At 69.9% G+C, this 16,811-nt stretch carries 15 protein-coding genes and 1 riboswitch; of the genes, 4 read left to right on the forward strand and 11 right to left on the reverse strand.

Features of this window, described 5'->3' with window-relative positions; genetic code table 11:
* The 6 genes from ABZ371_RS15535 to ABZ371_RS15560 form a co-directional block, all read right to left on the reverse strand.
* Positions 1-1,342, reverse strand: a 1,342-nt coding sequence (locus tag ABZ371_RS15535; RefSeq protein WP_358678954.1) for an aminotransferase class V-fold PLP-dependent enzyme, incomplete at its 3' end; no start/stop codon positions are given.
* A 171-nt stretch (positions 1,343-1,513) separates the two neighbouring features.
* Positions 1,514-1,631, reverse strand: a riboswitch (SAM riboswitch).
* Positions 1,632-1,716: 85 nt separating this feature from the next.
* Positions 1,717-2,781 (reverse strand): anthranilate phosphoribosyltransferase, encoded by a 1,065-nt coding sequence (trpD, locus tag ABZ371_RS15540; protein ID WP_358678957.1) that lies wholly within the window; start codon positions 2,779-2,781, stop codon positions 1,717-1,719.
* A 123-nt stretch (positions 2,782-2,904) separates the two neighbouring features.
* A complete protein-coding gene (locus ABZ371_RS15545) occupies positions 2,905-4,530 on the reverse strand; it encodes a cytochrome bc complex cytochrome b subunit (RefSeq protein WP_358678960.1) in 1,626 nt (541 codons plus the stop codon).
* On the reverse strand, positions 4,527-5,579 hold the full coding sequence (locus tag ABZ371_RS15550; RefSeq protein WP_358678963.1) for a Rieske 2Fe-2S domain-containing protein: 1,053 nt from the start codon (positions 5,577-5,579) through the stop codon (positions 4,527-4,529). Before ABZ371_RS15550 ends, ABZ371_RS15545 begins: the two co-directional genes overlap by 4 nt.
* Complete coding sequence (locus ABZ371_RS15555; RefSeq protein WP_358678966.1) at positions 5,576-6,385, reverse strand: c-type cytochrome; 810 nt, start codon at positions 6,383-6,385, stop codon at positions 5,576-5,578. Before ABZ371_RS15555 ends, ABZ371_RS15550 begins: the two co-directional genes overlap by 4 nt.
* A 55-nt stretch (positions 6,386-6,440) precedes the next feature.
* Positions 6,441-7,061 carry a heme-copper oxidase subunit III gene (locus ABZ371_RS15560; RefSeq protein WP_358678969.1) on the reverse strand — a complete coding sequence of 207 codons (621 nt, stop codon included), beginning with the start codon at positions 7,059-7,061 and terminating at the stop codon, positions 6,441-6,443.
* 187 nt (positions 7,062-7,248) lie between these two features.
* On the opposite strand from ABZ371_RS15560, the gene ABZ371_RS15565 reads away from it, so the two are divergent.
* Complete coding sequence (locus ABZ371_RS15565) at positions 7,249-7,650, forward strand: hypothetical protein (RefSeq protein ID WP_358678972.1); 402 nt, start codon at positions 7,249-7,251, stop codon at positions 7,648-7,650.
* 51 nt (positions 7,651-7,701) lie between these two features.
* Here the strand turns inward: ABZ371_RS15565 and ABZ371_RS15570 are convergent, their stop codons facing one another.
* From ABZ371_RS15570 to coxB, 4 genes are all read right to left on the reverse strand, one after another.
* Complete coding sequence (locus tag ABZ371_RS15570) at positions 7,702-8,955, reverse strand: Ig-like domain-containing protein (RefSeq protein ID WP_358678975.1); 1,254 nt, start codon at positions 8,953-8,955, stop codon at positions 7,702-7,704.
* A gap of 127 nt (positions 8,956-9,082) precedes the next feature.
* The gene (locus ABZ371_RS15575) at positions 9,083-9,481 is read right to left on the reverse strand and encodes a cytochrome c oxidase subunit 4 (protein WP_358678978.1); all 399 of its coding nucleotides are present in this window, start codon (positions 9,479-9,481) and stop codon (positions 9,083-9,085) included.
* Entirely contained in the window at positions 9,478-11,214 is a 1,737-nt protein-coding gene (gene ctaD / locus ABZ371_RS15580; RefSeq protein ID WP_358678981.1) for a cytochrome c oxidase subunit I, read from the reverse strand. Before ctaD ends, ABZ371_RS15575 begins: the two co-directional genes overlap by 4 nt.
* Positions 11,211-12,179: a cytochrome c oxidase subunit II gene (gene coxB, locus ABZ371_RS15585; RefSeq protein WP_358678984.1), complete on the reverse strand. Its 969-nt coding sequence runs from the start codon at positions 12,177-12,179 to the stop codon at positions 11,211-11,213. Before coxB ends, ctaD begins: the two co-directional genes overlap by 4 nt.
* A gap of 272 nt (positions 12,180-12,451) precedes the next feature.
* Between coxB and ABZ371_RS15590 the strand changes: the two genes are divergently transcribed.
* Entirely contained in the window at positions 12,452-13,834 is a 1,383-nt protein-coding gene (locus ABZ371_RS15590) for an aminotransferase class V-fold PLP-dependent enzyme (RefSeq protein ID WP_358678987.1), read from the forward strand.
* A 7-nt stretch (positions 13,835-13,841) separates the two neighbouring features.
* On the opposite strand, the gene ABZ371_RS15595 is transcribed toward ABZ371_RS15590, so the two are convergent.
* On the reverse strand, positions 13,842-14,816 hold the full coding sequence (locus ABZ371_RS15595; protein WP_358678990.1) for a carbohydrate kinase family protein: 975 nt from the start codon (positions 14,814-14,816) through the stop codon (positions 13,842-13,844).
* 156 nt (positions 14,817-14,972) lie between these two features.
* On the opposite strand from ABZ371_RS15595, the gene ABZ371_RS15600 reads away from it, so the two are divergent.
* Together ABZ371_RS15600 and ABZ371_RS15605 are read left to right on the forward strand one after the other, a co-directional pair.
* Positions 14,973-15,170, forward strand: coding sequence for a hypothetical protein (locus ABZ371_RS15600; protein WP_358678992.1), 198 nt, complete (start codon positions 14,973-14,975; stop codon positions 15,168-15,170).
* Between the two features lie 139 nt (positions 15,171-15,309).
* Positions 15,310-16,755 (forward strand): hypothetical protein, encoded by a 1,446-nt coding sequence (locus ABZ371_RS15605; protein WP_358678995.1) that lies wholly within the window; start codon positions 15,310-15,312, stop codon positions 16,753-16,755.
* The last annotated feature ends 56 nt before the right edge of the window (positions 16,756-16,811 follow it).

Raw genomic sequence — 16,811 nt, forward strand, 5'->3', positions numbered from 1 at the left:
GGCCGCCCTCGGTGCGGTAGCTCCAGCGGGCGCCCGTGCGCACGAGCTCCCGGACGGCTCCCAGGAACCGCTCGATGTGCTCGTCGGGGGTGCCCGCGCCGAAGCTCACCCGGATGGCGTTCAGGGACCTCTCCCCCGGCTCGGCGTCCGGCGCGCCGCACTCGCCCGGGTCCTGCGCCTCTGCTCCCAGCAGGGTGCGGACGAGCGGGTGCGCGCAGAACAGGCCGTCCCGCACCCCGATGCCGTACTCCGCGGAGAGCGCGGCGGCGAAGTGCGAGCTGTTCCAGCCCTCGACGACGAAGGAGATGACGCCGACCCTCGGGGCGTCGTCGCCGAACAGCGACAGCACGCGCACCTCGGGAACCTCGGCCAGCCCCTCCCTCACCCGGGCCACCAGGTGCTGTTCACGCGCGACCAGGCGGTCGAACCCGGCCTCGGTCAGCGCCTTGCAGGCGGCGGCGATCGAGTAGACGCCGATGACGTTGGGGGAACCGGCCTCGTGCCGCGCCGCGTTGGTGTGCCACTCCACGTCCACCCCGCCGTCGGCACGGCGGGCGACCTTGCGGGAGGCCCCGCCGCCCGCGAGGTACGGCTCCGCCTCCCGCAGCCAGTCGGCCCGCCCCGCGAGCACGCCGGAGCCGAACGGCGCGTAGAGCTTGTGTCCCGAGAAGGCGACCCAGTCGACGTCCAGTGCGGCGATGTCCACCGGGTGGTGGGGCGCCAGCTGCGCCGCGTCCAGCACGATCCGGGCGCCGTGGGCGTGGGCGGCGGCGGCCAGCTCCTGCACCGGCCACAGCTCGCCGGTGACGTTGGACGCTCCCGTCACACAGACCAGGGCGGGCCCGTGGGGGGCGCGGCCGGCCAGGGCCCGCTCCAGCGTCCGGACGGCCTGGGCCGGGGTGCGGGGCGCGTCCAGGCAGGTCACCCGGGCGCCCCGCCAGGGCAGCAGGGCGGCGTGGTGCTCCGTCTCGAAGACGAACACCTCGCAGTCGGCGGGCAGTACGGCGGCCAGCAGGTTGAGGGAGTCGGTCGTGGACCGGGTGAAGACGACCTGGTCGTCGTCCCGGCAGCCGAGGAACTCCGCGACCTGGACCCTGCTGTTCTCGAAGAGGTCGGTCGAGAGCTGGGAGAGGTACCCGGCACCGCGGTGGACGCTGCCGTAGTACGGGGCGTAGGCCGCCACGTCGTCCCACACCCGCTGGAGCGCCGGGGCACTCGCGGCGTAGTCAAGGGCGGCATAGGTGACGTCGCCGCCGGTAACGAGCGGAACGGTGACATCTGCGCCCAGAACCGGCAGCGGGGCACAAACGGACTGGTCGGCGGCAGCGGTGGAGACAGACATGGCGAACTCCCGTAAGAGGCAGGCGAGATCCTCGCGCCGGCGGTACGCAGCAGCACGGGGAGGAAGGAAGGGGTGGTGCGGAGAAGGGCGTTGCGCCCTATCGCATTCGCGTGCTCACAAGAGGCTCCCTGGGACCAGGACCCCAAGGGGTGGCGTCCGACGACGCCGAGGGGCCCGCGCTTGCCGCAGACCTCGCTGCCTGCGGCCTGGTCTTCACCCGGGGCACCCCGCCACGGACGGAGGGTTGCCGGACAGCGGGCCGGGGCCGTAGTCGCTGTCACTCATGACCTGCGCAGCATCTTGCCATACCTGCCCGGAAGCGCAAGGGCACAGTCCGCGATCCGGACCGCGCCCCCGTTCCGCACGGCGGTCGCTCAGGCGTGGCTCGCCGCCACCCAGCGCTCCAGGGCGCGCTTGGCAGCGCCCGAGTCGATCGACTCGGCTGCCCGCGCCATGCCCGCGGTGAGCTGTTCGGCGAGCGTGCCCCCGCCCTGGTCCAGCGCCACCAGGGCCGCGGCCGAGTTGAGCAGCACGGCGTCGCGCACCGGCCCTCTCTCCCCGTCGAGCATCCGGCGGGCCACGTCCGCGTTGTAGGAGGCGTCCGCGCCCCGCAGCGCCTCGACGGGCACGATCTCGAGGCCGACGTCGCGCGGGTCGAACGGCTCCTCGCGGACCGTGCCGTCGCGGACGATCCAGACCCGGGAGGGCGCCGTCGTCGTCAGCTCGTCCAGGCCGTCCTCCCCGCGGAACACGAGCGCGGAGTTCCCCCTTTCGGCGAGCACACCGGCGACGATGGGCGCCATCCTGACGTCGGCGACCCCGATGGCCTGGGAGCGCACCTGCGCGGGGTTGGTGAGCGGGCCCAGGATGTTGAAGGTGGTCTGGGTGCCCAGCTCCTTGCGGGCCCGGGCCGCGTACCGCAGCGCGGGGTGGAACTTCACGGCGAAGCAGAAGGTGATGCCCGCCTCCTCGGCGACGTCGACGACGCGCTGCGGGGTGAGTTCGAGGTTGACGCCGAGCTTCTCCAGGACGTCCGAGGCCCCGCTGGCCGAGGAGGAGGCGCGGTTGCCGTGCTTGACGACCTTGGCGCCGGTCCCGGCGACGACGATCGCCGACATGGTGGAGATGTTGACCGTCTTCGCCATGTCACCGCCCGTGCCCACGATGTCGACCGTACGGCCGGGCACGTGGACGGTGTGCGCGTGCTCGTACATGGCGCGTACGAGGCCGGTGACCTCCTGGACGGTCTCGCCCTTGGCGCGCAGCGCGACCGCGAAGCCGGCGATCTGCACGTCGGTGGCCTCGCCGCTCATGATGCGGTCCATGGCCCACGCGGTGTCCTCCGCGGTCAGGTCCTCACCACGCAGGAGGGGGGTGAGCACGCCGGGCCAGGTGCGGTCCGCCACGCTGTCGCCGCCGTCCGGGGTCACAACGTTCATGGTCCGCTCCAGGGTCCACAGCCGACAGGGATGTCCCTCCCACCCTATCCAGCCCCCCAGGACGGCGAAGAGCCCCGTCCATCGAATGGACGGGGCTCCCGCTGTGGCGGTCAGCTGGGTCGATCAGTGGTGGCCGTGGCCGCTGGTGATCTCCTTGTACTCCTCGACGGTGGGCTTGGGGATCTGGTTGCCCTCGCCGTAGTAGCTCCTGCTGAGCCTGGCCCGCAGCTTCTGCAGCGCCGACGGCTTGCGCTCGACACCGTTCTCGTCGACCGTCGGGCCGAGTTCGAGCGGCTCGTACTGGTGGTGCGCCGTGAGCGTGTGCAGCTGCGCCGGGCCGAGCGGCTCGTGGACCTCCACGAACTCACCGTGCGGCAGGCGCTTGATCGTGCCGGACTCCCGCCCGTGCAGCACCTTCTCCTTGTCGCGGCGCTGGAGGCCGAGGCAGATCCGCCGGGTGGCGATGAACGCCAGGACCGGGCCGACGAAGAAGGCGATGCGGACGAACCAGCTGATCGCGTTGAGCGACAGGTGGAAGTGGGTCGCCCAGATGTCGTTGCCGCCGCCGATCAGCATGACGAAGTAGATCGTCACCCAGGCGACACCGAGCGCCGTCCTGGTCGGAGCGTTGCGCGGCTTGTCCAGGAGGTGGTGCTCACGCTTGTCCCCGGTGATCCAGGACTCGATGAACGGGTAGAGCGCCAGCGCGGCGAGGATCACGCCGAACAGGACCAGCGGGATGAGCACGCCCAGGACCAGGGTGTGGCCCCAGAGGTTGATCTCCCAACCGGGCATGACCCGGACGAAGCCTTCGGCGAATCCCATGTACCAGTCCGGCTGGGCGCCCGTGGACACCTGGTCGGGACGGTAGGGGCCGAGCGCCCAGATCGGGTTGATCGTGGCGATGGCCGCGATGATCGAGACGAAGCCGAAGACGAGGAAGAAGAACCCGCCGGCCTTGGCCATGTACACCGGCAGCAGGGGCATGCCGACGACGTTCTTGTTCGTCTTGCCCGGTCCCGCGAACTGCGTGTGCTTGTGGAAGAAGACCAGGATGAGGTGGCCGACCACGAGCCCGAGCATGATGCCCGGCAGCAGCAGGATGTGGATCGAGTAGAACCTCGCGATGATGTCGGTCCCGGGGAACTCCCCGCCGAACAGGAACATCGAGATGTACGTACCGACGATCGGCATCGACAGGATGGCGCCCTGCGTGAAGCGCACACCCGTACCGGAGAGCAGGTCGTCCGGGAGGGAGTAGCCGGTGAAGCCGGTGAACATCCCGAGGACGAACAGCAGGAAGCCGAACAGCCAGTTGATCTCACGCGGCTTGCGGTACGCGCCGGTGAAGAACACCCGGAACATGTGCACGAACATGCCGGCGAGGAAGATCACCGCTGCCCAGTGGTGGATCTGCCGGACGAGCAGGCCACCGCGGACGTCGAAGCTGATGTCCAGCGTCGAGGCGTAGGCCTCGGACATCCGGATGCCCTGCATCGGCTCGTACGAGCCGTGGTACACGACCTCGTTCATGCTCGGGTGGAAGAACAGGGTCAGGTACACACCCGTGAGGATGATGATGATGAAGGTGTAGAGGCAGATCTCACCCAGCATGAAGGACCAGTGGTCCGGGAAGATCTTGCGCATGTTGGCCTTGGCCAGGCCGTAGATGCCCAGTCGGCCGTCCGCCCAGTCGGCCACCCGCTCGCCGGCGGGCGCCTTGCGCTTCGTGTCTGTCACAGTGCTCATCCGCGCTCCCAGAAGGCAGGACCGACGGGCTCTGCGAAGTCGCCGAGCGCCTCGAGGTTGCCCTCGCTGTTCACGCCGATCCGCAGCTGCGGAAGCGGGTGACCGGCCGGGCCGAAGATGACGCGGGCGCCGTCGGAGAGGTCGAAGGTGGACTGGTGGCACGGGCAGAGGACGTGGTGCGTCTGCTGCTCGTAGAGGCTGATGGGGCAGCCGACATGGGTGCAGATCTTGGAGAAGGCCACGATGCCCTCGTGGGCCCACTCACGCTGCCGCTTGTTCTTGATGTCGTCCGGCTCGATGCGGACGATCATCAGGGCGGCCTTGGCGATCTGCGTCTGGAAGTCGTGCGCGTCCTCCTCCAGGCCCTCGGGCATGGCGAAGGTCAGCGATCCGACGACGACGTCCTCGGGACGCAGCGGCTCCATGGTGTTCATGTTGACGAGCTGCTTGCCCTTGGCCCACATGGTCTTGCGGAGCTTCTTCTCCGGCAGCGGACCGAGGTCGCGCAGCAGCACCACACCGGAGAGCGGCACCAGGGCCAGCGCACCGAACATGGTGTTGCGGATCAGCTTGCGCCGTCCGATCGCCGACTCACGGGCACCGTCCGCGAAGTCGGCGAGGACCTTGGCCTTGACCTCCGGCGTGGCCTCGATGGCGTGCCGGTCGTCGGCGACCTCCACGTCGGACATCAGGGTGCGCGCCCAGTGGACGGCGCCCGTGCCGATGAGGAAGAGCGCCAGACCCAGGGTCAGGCCCAGCGAGAAGTTGAGCGCGCTGATGTGCCCGAACGGCCAGATGTAGACGATCTTGTCGACCGGGAAGACGACGTACGAGGCGATGAAGCCGACCGTCGCCAGCATGGACAGCGTGAACATGAGGGCGACCGCGCGCTCGGAGCGCTTGGCAGCCCGTTCGTCGATGTCCTGGATGCGCGGCTTGTGAGCCGGCAGCCCGGGGTCGGCGAACGGATCGTCCGCGACCGCGACCGCGCCGTGCGCGGTGTCCTGCCCCGCGGGCAGGCCCTCTTCTGAAATCTCTTGGCTACTCATGACTTCTTGGCCTTAGCGGTGTGGGCCGCGACCCAGACGGCGACGGCGATCAGTCCGCCCAGTCCGAAGATCCAGCCGAAGAGACCCTCACTGACGGGGCCGAGGCCACCGAGCGAGAGTCCGCCGGGGGTCGCGGAGTTGTCACCGTTCACGGTCTTGATGTACGCGATGATGTCTTTCTTCTCCTGCTCCGGCATGGTGCTGTCCGGGAAGGAGGGCATGCTCTGCGGGCCGGTCTGCATGGCCTCGTAGATGTGCTTCGGGCTCACGCCGTCGAGGTCCGGGGCGTACTTGCCGTGCGTCAGCGCGCCGCCCTCACCGGTGAAGTTGTGGCACTGCGCGCAGTTGGTGCGGAACAGGTCACCGCCCTTGGCGACGTCCGCTCCGGCGGGGTCGACCTGGCTTTCGGTCGGCGTGATCGGACCGGCGCCGAGCGACGAGATGTACGCCGCGAGCTGGTCGATCTCGGCCTGGTTGTAGATGACCTTCTTCTTGGGCACCTGGGCGCCCGGCTGCTGAGCCGGCATACGGCCGGTAGCGACCTGGAAGTCGACGGCGGCGGAGCCGACGCCCACGAGGGACGGCCCGTCGGTAGTGCCCTGACCGCCGGATCCGTGGCAGCTGGCGCAGCCCACGGAGTAGAGCTTCTGGCCCTCGTCGATGGCGAGGGACTGGGCGGTGTCGTCGGCCTGCGCCTTACCCGCAGGCGCGAACGCGGCGTACAGCCCCCCGGTGGCCGCCAGCGCGAGGAGTAGTACGACGACCGCCGCCAGCGGATGGCGTCGTCGTGCGGAGAGCTTTTTCACGGATTACCCCGGTGTCAGGATCTTCTGCGTCGATGGTGGGCGGGTGCGAACCCGGTTACTTGATCATGTAGATCGTGGCGAACAGGCCGATCCAGACGACATCGACGAAGTGCCAGTAGTACGACACGACGATGGCGGCGGTGGCCTGCTCGTGGGTGAATCTCGAGGCCGCGTATGTCCTGCCCAGTACGAGCAGGAAGGCGATGAGACCGCCCGTCACATGCAGGCCGTGGAAGCCGGTCGTCAGGTAGAACACCGAGCCGTACGGGTCGGAGGACAGGGAGAGACCCGCCTCCTTGACCAGCTCGGTGTACTCGAGGACCTGGCCTCCGATGAAGATCGCACCCATCACGAACGTGATGACGAACCAGGTGCGGAGCTTCTTCACGTCGCCCCGCTCCGCGGCGAAGACGCCGAGCTGGCAGGTGAGAGAGGAAAGCACCAGGATCGTGGTGTTCGTCGCCGAGAACGGGAAGTTCAGATGGTGGGCCATCTCCTTCCAGTGATCGGGTCCCATCACCGATCGCAGGGTGAAGTACATCGCGAAGAGGGCCGCGAAGAACATCAGCTCGGAACTCAACCAGATGATGGTTCCGACGCTGGTGAGGTTCGGCCGATTGACCGACGGGTGCGCGTGCCCGGTTTCTACTGTCGTTGCTGTCGCCACGACCGACATTATGTCGGTCGCTTATCCCGCCCTCACTCCGGGGGGTGCCGTTCGGTGTGTCAGAGGGGTGTGTCCTCATCGAACGGCCCAGTGAATCGCTGTCCCGGGCGGTGCTCCCGGGCCGCCCGCCGGAGTACGATCCGCCCATCGGTTCATGCCCCGAGAGCCCCGAAGACACAGATGTCACGGAGGAACAATGCAGCCGACCGCCACGGTCCTGGTCTACAGCGACGACGCCAACACCCGTGAGCAGGTGAGGCTGGCAGCCGGTCGCAGGCCTGCGGCGGACGTGCCGCGGGTGGAGTTCCTGGAGTGCGCCACCCTGCCGGCCGTCCTGAGCGCCCTGGACCGGGGCGGTGTCGACGTCTGCGTGCTGGACGGGGAGACCGCTCCCGCGGGCGGCATGGGCGTCTGCCGGCAGATCAAGGACGAGATCTTCCGCTGCCCGCCCGTGCTGCTGCTGATCGGGCGCCCGCAGGACGCCTGGCTGGCCACGTGGAGCCGCGCGGACGCCGCCGTGACCCTTCCGGTGGACCCGGTCGGCTTCCCCGACGCCCTGGCGGACCTGCTGCGCCGCCGGCTGTCCGTGGAGGCCTGACGGCTCCCTCGGGCACGGGCCTCCGGCGGCGCGGCGCATTCCCGGGCCGGATCAGACCTGGGGACGCAGGCGGGCCGTCCGGACGTCCGTTCCGGTGTCCGGCGCGCCGCTGTGCAGGGCGCTGCCCTCCAGCCAGGCCGCCCAGTCCAGGTTCCAGTCGCCGAAGCCGTTGTCGAACGGGGTCATCGTCTCGCCGTCGCTGCCGACGACCTTGACTATGTCGCCCTCGCGGACGGTCTCGAAGAACCACTGCGCGTCGGCGGTGCTCATGCCGGTGCAGCCGTGGCTGACGTTGGCGCTGCCCTGGGACCCCGTGGACCAGGGCGCCGCGTGGACGTACTCACCGCTCCAGGTGACGCGCGTCGCCCAGTAGACCGGCAGGTCGTAGGACTCCGAGGAGCCGGCGGCGATGCCCACGGTCTCCCCGCGCATACGGACGAACTGCTCCTTCGCGAGGACGACCTTGACGCCGTTGCGCGTGTCGAAGCCGGGTTTGCCGGTGGTGACGGGGATGGTGTTGATCACTTCGCCGTTGCGGAGCACCGTCATGGAGTGCTCGGAGGCGTCGGTGACGGCTTCTATGCGGTCGCCGGTCCTGAGTTCGAGGGCCTTCGTGGCGCCTCCGTAGAGGGCGTCGGTGACCTTGATGCCCTTCAGGTTGCTGCGCACGTCGATGCTCGCGCCGGCCGGCCAGTACTCCTTGGGGCGGTAGTGCAGGGTCTTGTCGTCGACCCAGTACCAGGAGCCCGTGACCGCGGGCGTGGAGCGGACCTGGAGCCCGCGCTCCACGGTGGCCCTGGCGGCCCGGCCGGTGACCGGAGCGCTCAGTTCCGCCGTGATGGGCTGTCCGACGCCGTACGTGCCCGTCTGCGGGCCGAAAGCGACCTTCAGGAACTTCTGTGCCGAGGTGGTGCCGAACGCGTACGTACGGCTGCCGGGGGCTCCGTCGCCGTTCTCGGTGGTGACCTTCACGGTGTACCGGGTACCGGCCGCCAGGGAGGTGGTGGAGTGCCACCGCTTCCCGTCGGCGTCGAGTTCGCCCGCCAGATGGCGGCCCTCCGTGTCGACGGCCGTCACGTCCGTGATCGTGACGTCGTCATCCTTGGCGGTGACTTCTATCGGCGTGTCCGGATCGGCTTTCGCACCCTTGCCGGGGCCGTTGAAGGACACCGTGCCGGCCGCGTCGTACGGCTTCAGCGACAGCGGATGACCATCGGGCCCCCCACAGGCGGTCGCACCTGCGACGAGGCTCACGACCAGCAGGGTGCAGCTCACTACGGGGCGGATGCGCGGCGTGTGGTTCATGAACCCACGCTAAGAAGATTCATCCGATCCAGCGCGTTCTGTGACTGCAAACGGGGGCCCCGCCCGCTCGTCGCCGAGTGGGCGGGGCCCCCGTCAGGGTGCCGCGGCCGTCCGTGGACGGCGGGTCTCACTGGGTGCGGTTCTCACCGCGGTAGTACTCGAAGACCCAGCCGAAGAGGCCGATCAGGAGCAGCGGGGCCGAGAAGTAGGCCAGCCACCAGCCGAAGACGACGGACATGAAGAGGAACGCGCCGCCGATGGCCAGGGAGAGCGGCTGCCAACTGTGCGGGGAGAAGAACCCCACCTCGCCGGCCTCGTCCGCGACGTCGGCCTCCTTGTTGTCCTGTGCCATCGCGTCGACCCTGTTGGCCGTGAAGGACAGGTAGAAGCCGATCATGATGGCCAGGCCGAAGGACAGCACCAGCGCGGTGGTGCCCACCGGCTCCTTGGACCACAGGCCGTACGTGATGGCCATGGCGAGCAGGAAGACGCTCAGCCAGACGAAGAGCTTGCCTTGGATCTTCACTTGCCGGCCTCCTTGCCGCCGACGAGGACCTTGTCGTCGTCGGAGAGGTGATCCAGCTGCTCCAGCGCCGCGATCTCCGGGTGGTGCAGGTCGAACGCCGGGGATTCGGAGCGGATGCGCGGCAGGCTGAGGAAGTTGTGCCGCGGCGGCGGGCACGACGTCGCCCATTCGAGCGAACGGCCGTAACCCCACGGGTCGTCGACCTCGATCTTCTTGCCGTACTTGGCCGTCTTCCAGATGTTGTAGAAGAACGGCAGGATCGACATCCCGAGCACGAACGACGAGATCGTCGAGATGGTGTTCAGGGCGGTGAAGCCGTCGGCGGCCAGGTAGTCCGCGTAGCGGCGCGGCATGCCCTCGGCACCGAGCCAGTGCTGCACCAGGAACGTTCCGTGGAAGCCCACGAACAGCGTCCAGAACGTCATCTTCCCGAGCCGCTCGTCCAGCATCTTGCCGGTGAACTTCGGCCACCAGAAGTGGAATCCGGCGAACATCGCGAAGACCACGGTGCCGAAGACGACGTAGTGGAAGTGCGCGACGACGAAGTACGAGTCGGAGATGTGGAAGTCCAGCGGCGGCGAGGCCAGGATCACGCCGGTCAGACCACCGAAGGCGAAGGTGATCAGGAAGCCGACGGACCAGAGCATCGGTGTCTCGAAGGACAACGACCCCTTCCACATCGTGCCGATCCAGTTGAAGAACTTCACACCGGTCGGCACCGCGATCAGGAAGGTCATGAACGAGAAGAACGGCAGCAGCACACCGCCCGTGACGTACATGTGGTGCGCCCACACCGTCACGGAAAGACCGGCGATGGCGATCGTCGCGCTGATGAGTCCGACATAGCCGAACATCGGCTTCCGGCTGAACACCGGAATGATCTCGGAAATGATTCCGAAGAACGGTAGGGCGATGATGTACACCTCTGGATGGCCGAAGAACCAGAAGAGGTGTTGCCAGAGCAATGCGCCACCGTTGGCCGCATCGAAGATGTGTGCGCCGAATTGACGGTCGACCTCCAGCGCGAAGAGCGCGGCGGCGAGGACCGGGAAGGCCAGCAGGACCAGGACACCGGTCAGCAGGACGTTCCACGTGAAGATCGGCATACGGAACATCGTCATGCCGGGGGCGCGCATGCAGATGATCGTGGTGATGAAGTTGACCGAGCCGAGGATCGTGCCGAAGCCGGAGAAGGCCAGACCCATGATCCACATATCGGCGCCGACACCCGGCGAGCGGACGGCGTCCGACAGCGGGGAGTAGGCGAACCATCCGAAGTCGGCCGCACCCTGGGGGGTGAGGAAGCCGGCCACGGCGATGATCGAGCCGAAGAGGTACAGCCAGTAGGCGAACATGTTCAGCCGCGGGAACGCCACGTCGGGCGCGCCGATCTGCAGCGGCATGATCCAGTTCGCGAACCCGGCGAACAGCGGCGTCGCGAACATCAGCAGCATGATCGTGCCGTGCATCGTGAACGCCTGGTTGAACTGCTCGTTCGACATGATCTGCGTACCCGGGCGGGCCAGCTCGGCGCGCATGAAGAGCGCCAGAAGCCCACCGATGCAGAAGAACGCGAACGACGTGACCAGGTACATCGTGCCGATCGTCTTGTGGTCAGTGGTGGTCATCCACTTGACGACGACACTCCCCGGCTGCTTGCGCCGCACCGGCAGCTCGTCCTCGAACGAGTCGTCTGCTGCCGCGGCACCCTGGGATTGGTTGAGGATGCTCACAGTTTGTTCGTCTCCGCATTCCTGGCCGGGTCCGTCTGCTCGATGCCTGCCGGCACGTAGCCCGTCTGACCCTTCTCCGCCAGCTCCTTGAGGTGCTGCTGGTAACGCTCGGGAGAGACGATCTTGACGTTGAAGAGCATCCGGGAGTGGTCGACGCCGCAGAGCTCGGCGCACTTGCCCTTGTACGTGCCCTCCTTCTTCGGCGTGACCTCGAAGGAGTTGGTGTGGCCCGGGATGACGTCCTGCTTCATGAGGAACGGCACCACCCAGAAGGAGTGGATGACGTCGCGCGAAGTCAGGATGAAGCGGACCTTCTCGCCCTTCGGCAGCCACAGGGTCGGACCCGGGTTGCCGGTCTGCGGGTTACGCGTACCGGGGATGCCCACGTCGTAGACGCCGCCGGCGTCCTTGGGGAAGTCCCTCTTGTACTTGTCGGGGATGGCGTCGAGTTCCTTCGGGTTCTCGCCGCCGGCGGAGGACTGGCCCTCCACGTTCTCGATGTAGTTGAAGCCCCAGCTCCACTGGTAGCCGACCACGTTGATCGTGTGGGCCGGCTTCGGAGTGAGTTCGAGGAGCTTCGACTCGTCACGCGCGGTGAAGTAGAAGAGCACCGAGACGATGATGAGGGGGACCACCGTGTACAGCGCCTCAATGGGCATGTTGTACCTGGTCTGCTGAGGTACCTCCACCTTGGTCCTGCTACGCCGGTGGAAGATGACGCTCCAGAGGATCAGCCCCCAGACAAGGGCACCCGTGGCGAGCGCTGCCGCCCACGAGCCCTGCCAGAGGGAGAGGATCCGAGGGGCCTCTTCCGTTACCGGGGTGGGCATACCGAGGCGGGGGAAATCCTCCCAGTTGTATGAACAACCGGAGGCCGTCGCCAGGACCAGGCCCGCAGTCAGCACCTGCGGCAGCTTCCGCCGCATCGGGCGCCGCGACGAGCGGTCGGAGCCGTTGGGACTCACGTAGCGCCTTCCCGAGAGTCTCGCCCGCACGGTCGGCGCGGCCGTCTCGCTTGGTCGGTCGCCGGCCCTGACGCGGGCAGGGGTTTGGATGTTTATGCGGACCAAACCCTACTGGACGCTATTTGGGGTCGCGCGGGGAGGGTGCCCAACGCGCCGCCCGACACTCCGATGGGGTGGAATCCTCCCCTCCGGACGCCATCTGACGCCCCCTCTCCCGGGCCCCGCGGCGACCGGCTCCCGGCCCGCGCCCCCCGGAGGGCTAGCGTGGCCGTGTGCCCTACTTCGACGCCGCCTCCTCCGCCCCCCTCCACCCCGTCGCCCGTCAGGCGCTGCTTGCCTCCCTGGACGAGGGCTGGGCCGATCCGGCCAGGCTGTACCGCGAGGGGCGACGGGCCGGAATGCTGCTGGACGCGGCCCGCGAGACCGCCGCCGAGGCCGTCGGTTGCCGCCCCGACGAGCTGGTCTTCACCTCTTCGGGGACCCGCGCGGTGCATTCGGCGATTGCCGGAGTTCTCGGCGGCCGTCGGCGTGTCGGCCGCCATCTGGTGGCCTCCGCCGTCGAACACTCCTCGGTGCTCCACTCCGCCGAGGCACTGGAGGCTTCGGGCGGCACCTTCACCGCGGTACCGGTGGACCGGACCGGGGCGGTCGACCCCTCGGCCTACGGCCGGGCGCTCCGTGCGGACACGGCGCTGGCCTGCCTGCAGTCCGCGAACCACGAAGTGGGGACGGAGCAGCCGGTGGCGGAGACCGCGGAGGTCTGCGCCGCCGCGGGCGTGCCCCTGCTGGTGGACGCCGCCCAGTCGCTGGGCTGGGGGCCGGTGCCCGGCCGCTGGTCGCTCCTGGCGGCGAGCGCCCACAAGTGGGGAGGGCCGGCCGGCGTCGGTCTGCTCGCCGTGCGCAAGGGGGTCCGCTTCGCCCCCCGGGGCCCGGCGGACGAGCGGGAGTCGGGCCGGGCCGCCGGGTTCGAGAACATCCCGGCGATCGTGGCGGCCGCGGCCTCGCTGCGCGCCGTGCGGGCCGAGGCGGCGGCCGAGTCCGTACGGCTGCGCGCCCTGGTGGACCGCGTGCGCGCGGCGGTGGGCACCCTGGTTCCCGACGCGGAGGTGGTCGGCGACCCCGTCCGGCGCCTGCCGCACCTGGTCACCTTCTCGTGTCTCTATGTCGACGGGGAGACCCTGCTCCACGAGCTGGACCGGGCGGGGTTCTCCGTTTCCTCCGGCTCCTCGTGCACGAGCAGCACCCTGACCCCCAGCCACGTCCTCAGGGCGATGGGGGTGCTCACCGAGGGCAATGTCCGCGTGTCGCTCCCGGCCGGGACCACCGGGGCCGACGTCGACCACTTCCTGGAGGTGCTGCCGGCCGTGGTGGCGCGGGTACGGGACCGGCTCGGCGCCCCCTCCCCGGCCGCGCCCGCCTCCGCGCCGAGGACGGCGCTGGTCGTCGACGCCCTGGGCAAGCGCTGCCCGCTCCCCGTGATCGAACTCGCAAAGGTGATCGGAGAGGTACCCGTGGGCGGCACGGTGACGGTGCTCGCCGACGACGAGGCCGCACGCCTCGACATCCCCGCCTGGTGCGAGATGCGCGCCCAGGAGTACGTGCGCGAGGAGCCGGCGGACCGGGGCGCCGCCTACGTGGTCCGCCGGCTCGTGTGAGCGTGCGTCAGGAGAGGTGGGCCCGCACCTCGGCCGCCGCCTCGTCACCGTACGCCTTGGTGAAGCGGGCCATGAAGTGGGTGCGGCGCAGGGTGTACTCCTGCGTGCCGACCGTCTCGATGACGAGGGTGGCGAGCATGCAGCCGACCTGTGCGGCACGTTCCAGGCCCACGCCCCAGGCGAGGCCGGAGAGGAAGCCGGCCCGGAAGGCGTCGCCGACGCCGGTCGGGTCGGCCTTGCGCTCCTCCTCCGCGACGCCGACCTCGATCGAGTCGTGGCCGGTCCGCTCGATGCGCACGCCACGGGAGCCGAGGGTGGTGACGCGGTGGCCGACCTTGCCGAGGATCTCCTCGTCGCTCCAGCCGGTCTTGGACTCGATGAGCCCCTTCTCGTACTCGTTGGAGAAGAGGTAGGTCGCGCCGTCGAGGAGGATCCGGATCTCCTCGCCGTTCATCCGGGCGATCTGCTGCGAGAAGTCCGCGGCGAACGGGATGCCGCGCGAGCGGCACTCCTCGGTGTGGCGGAGCATCGCCTCGGGGTCGTCGGCGCCGATGGAGACGAGGTCGAGTCCGCCCACGCGGTCGGCGACGCTCTTGAGCTCGATCAGCCGCGCCTCGCTCATCGCGCCCGTGTAGAAGGACCCGATCTGGTTGTGGTCCGAGTCGGTCGTGCACACGAAGCGCGCCGTGTGCAGGACCTCGGAGATGCGGACGGAGCCGGTGTCGACGCCGTGCCGGTCGAGCCAGGCGCGGTACTCGCCGAAGTCGGCCCCGGCGGCGCCGACCAGGATCGGCCGGGTGCCGAGCATGCCCATGCCGAAGGCGATGTTGGCTCCGACACCGCCGCGCCGGACGTCCAGGTTGTCGACCAGGAAGGAGAGCGAGACCGTGTGCAGTTGGTCGGCGACCAGCTGGTCGGCGAATCGGCCGGGGAAGGTCATGAGGTGGTCGGTGGCGATGGAGCCGGTGACTGCGATGCGCACGGGAGGCTGCTCCTGCGGAAGGCGGAGGAGCGCCTGGGCGCGGCCTCCGGGACGGCGTGACAGTTCACGCTACCCGGTGGAGCCGTGCGACCGGCGGGGGAAACTACCCGATAGTAGGTCTTTCTCCCCGACTCCTTCCGTGCGTACGGTGCGGATATGCCGAACAACATCGCAGCGCGTGAGTCCGAGATGAACCTGGCCGAGCTGCGCGGGGACTGCGCGCGGATGGCTCCGCACTGGGTCGTCCCCGCGAGGAGCGCCGCGAAGCCGGTCGCGCCCTCCCTGATCCACGGAGTGACGGTGCCGCCTTCCTCCGCGCGCCTGATCGACGCCATGTCCGAGTACGGGGACTGAGCGCGGCCCCGGACGCTCCGCCCGCACGGCACGCCCGGGCGCCCGGTGGAACCGGGCGCCGCTCCGCCCCGTCCCACCGTCGTCCCCGCCCGGGGACCAGGCGAGAGCCCGGCGGCTGTGCAGGTGAAGGAGCGATCCGGTGAGCACCGAGCGACCCGAGAACAATGTGACCGCCCCCCGACGGCGCTCTCCGTACGCCGTGGCGTCGGTGGCGGCGGCCGTACTGATGGCAGGCAGCGGCGGCGCGTACTGGGCCTCCTCCGCCTCGGGTGACCAGGGCCCGGACGCCCGCCCCGCGGCTGCGGCGGACTCCGGGGCGCCCCCGCTCTCCCTGGACGCCGCGGCGGACAGCCCCTCGGGGCCGCCGCCCGGCATCGCGCCGGGCGAGCCGGACCCGCACGGCGGCGAGGTCGTCTACCGTGCCCCCGGCCACCTGCCCGAGGGTCCCGGCACGGCCTCCGTCCACCGGGCCCGGGGCACGGTGACCGCCGCCGAGGTCGCCCGGCTCGCGAAGGCCCTCGGGGTGCGCGGCACTCCGTACGCGGACGGCGCGGCGTGGCAGGTGGGCGCTGCCGGGGACGGATCCGGGCCCCTCCTGCGGGTGTCCAAGCAGGCCCCCGGTACCTGGACCTTCGCCAGGTACGCCTCCGGGGGCACGGACGACTGCGCGTCCCTCGCCGCCTGCGGGAAGCCGGGCCGCACTACGGACCCCGCCTCCCCGGTCGGGGAGAAGGCCGCGAAGGACGCCGCGGCGCCCGTCCTGAAGGCGGTGGGGCAGGAGGGCGCGGCTCTGGACGCGCGTCAGCTGATGGGTTCCGTGCGGGTCGTCAACGCGGACCCGGTGGTGGGCGGCCTGCCGACCTACGGCTGGTCGACGGGCGTCCAGGTGGGCTCCACCGGGGAGGTCGTCGGGGGCACCGGGCACCTGAAGGGCCTGCGCAGGAGTCACACCTATCCGGTGATCGGCGCGGCGGACGCCCTGAAGCAGCTGAACGCGGACAGCCGGCCCGGCCCCGGATCCGGTGTCGGCGGCTGCGCGGACCCCGTGCCGCTGGAGGGGGACCCGGCCGCGCCGGGCACCTCGTGCGCCTCGGGGGGCGAAACCGCGCCGCCCACGGTCCGGACGGTCGAGAAGGCGGTGCTGGGGCTCGTCGCCCGGCACGCGGACGGCGAACAGGTGCTCGTGCCGTCCTGGCTCTTCTCGCTCCGGGCGGAGGGCGGCGGCCCGCGGGAGACCGTCGCCCAGCTCGCTGTCGATCCGGAGTACCTCGCGAAGGAGGGCGCTTCGCCGCCCGCGCGGCCCACGGAGGAGCCGCGGGGCAAGACCTCGAGCCTGGTCGCGTACAGCGCCGACGGGCGCACGCTGGAGGTGACGTTCTGGGGCGGCGTGTGCAGCACGTACACCGCGCACGCCACGGAGAGCGGTGGGACGGTCCGGGTGACGGTCACCGAGGCGAAGCCGGATCCGGGGAAGGCGTGCGTCATGATCGCCGAGACGCAGACCCGGACGGTGACGCTGGAGGCGCCCCTCGACGGCCGCACGGTGGTCGACGGGGTGACCGGCGCCGCGGTGCCACGGGGCTGACGGGCCCCGCACGTACGACGGCGGGGGGGGCCGCCCCGGGGGGGGGGCGGCGCGGC

This window comes from Streptomyces sp. NPDC005899, from assembly GCF_040629645.1.
Classification (GTDB): Bacteria; Actinomycetota; Actinomycetes; order Streptomycetales; family Streptomycetaceae; genus Streptomyces.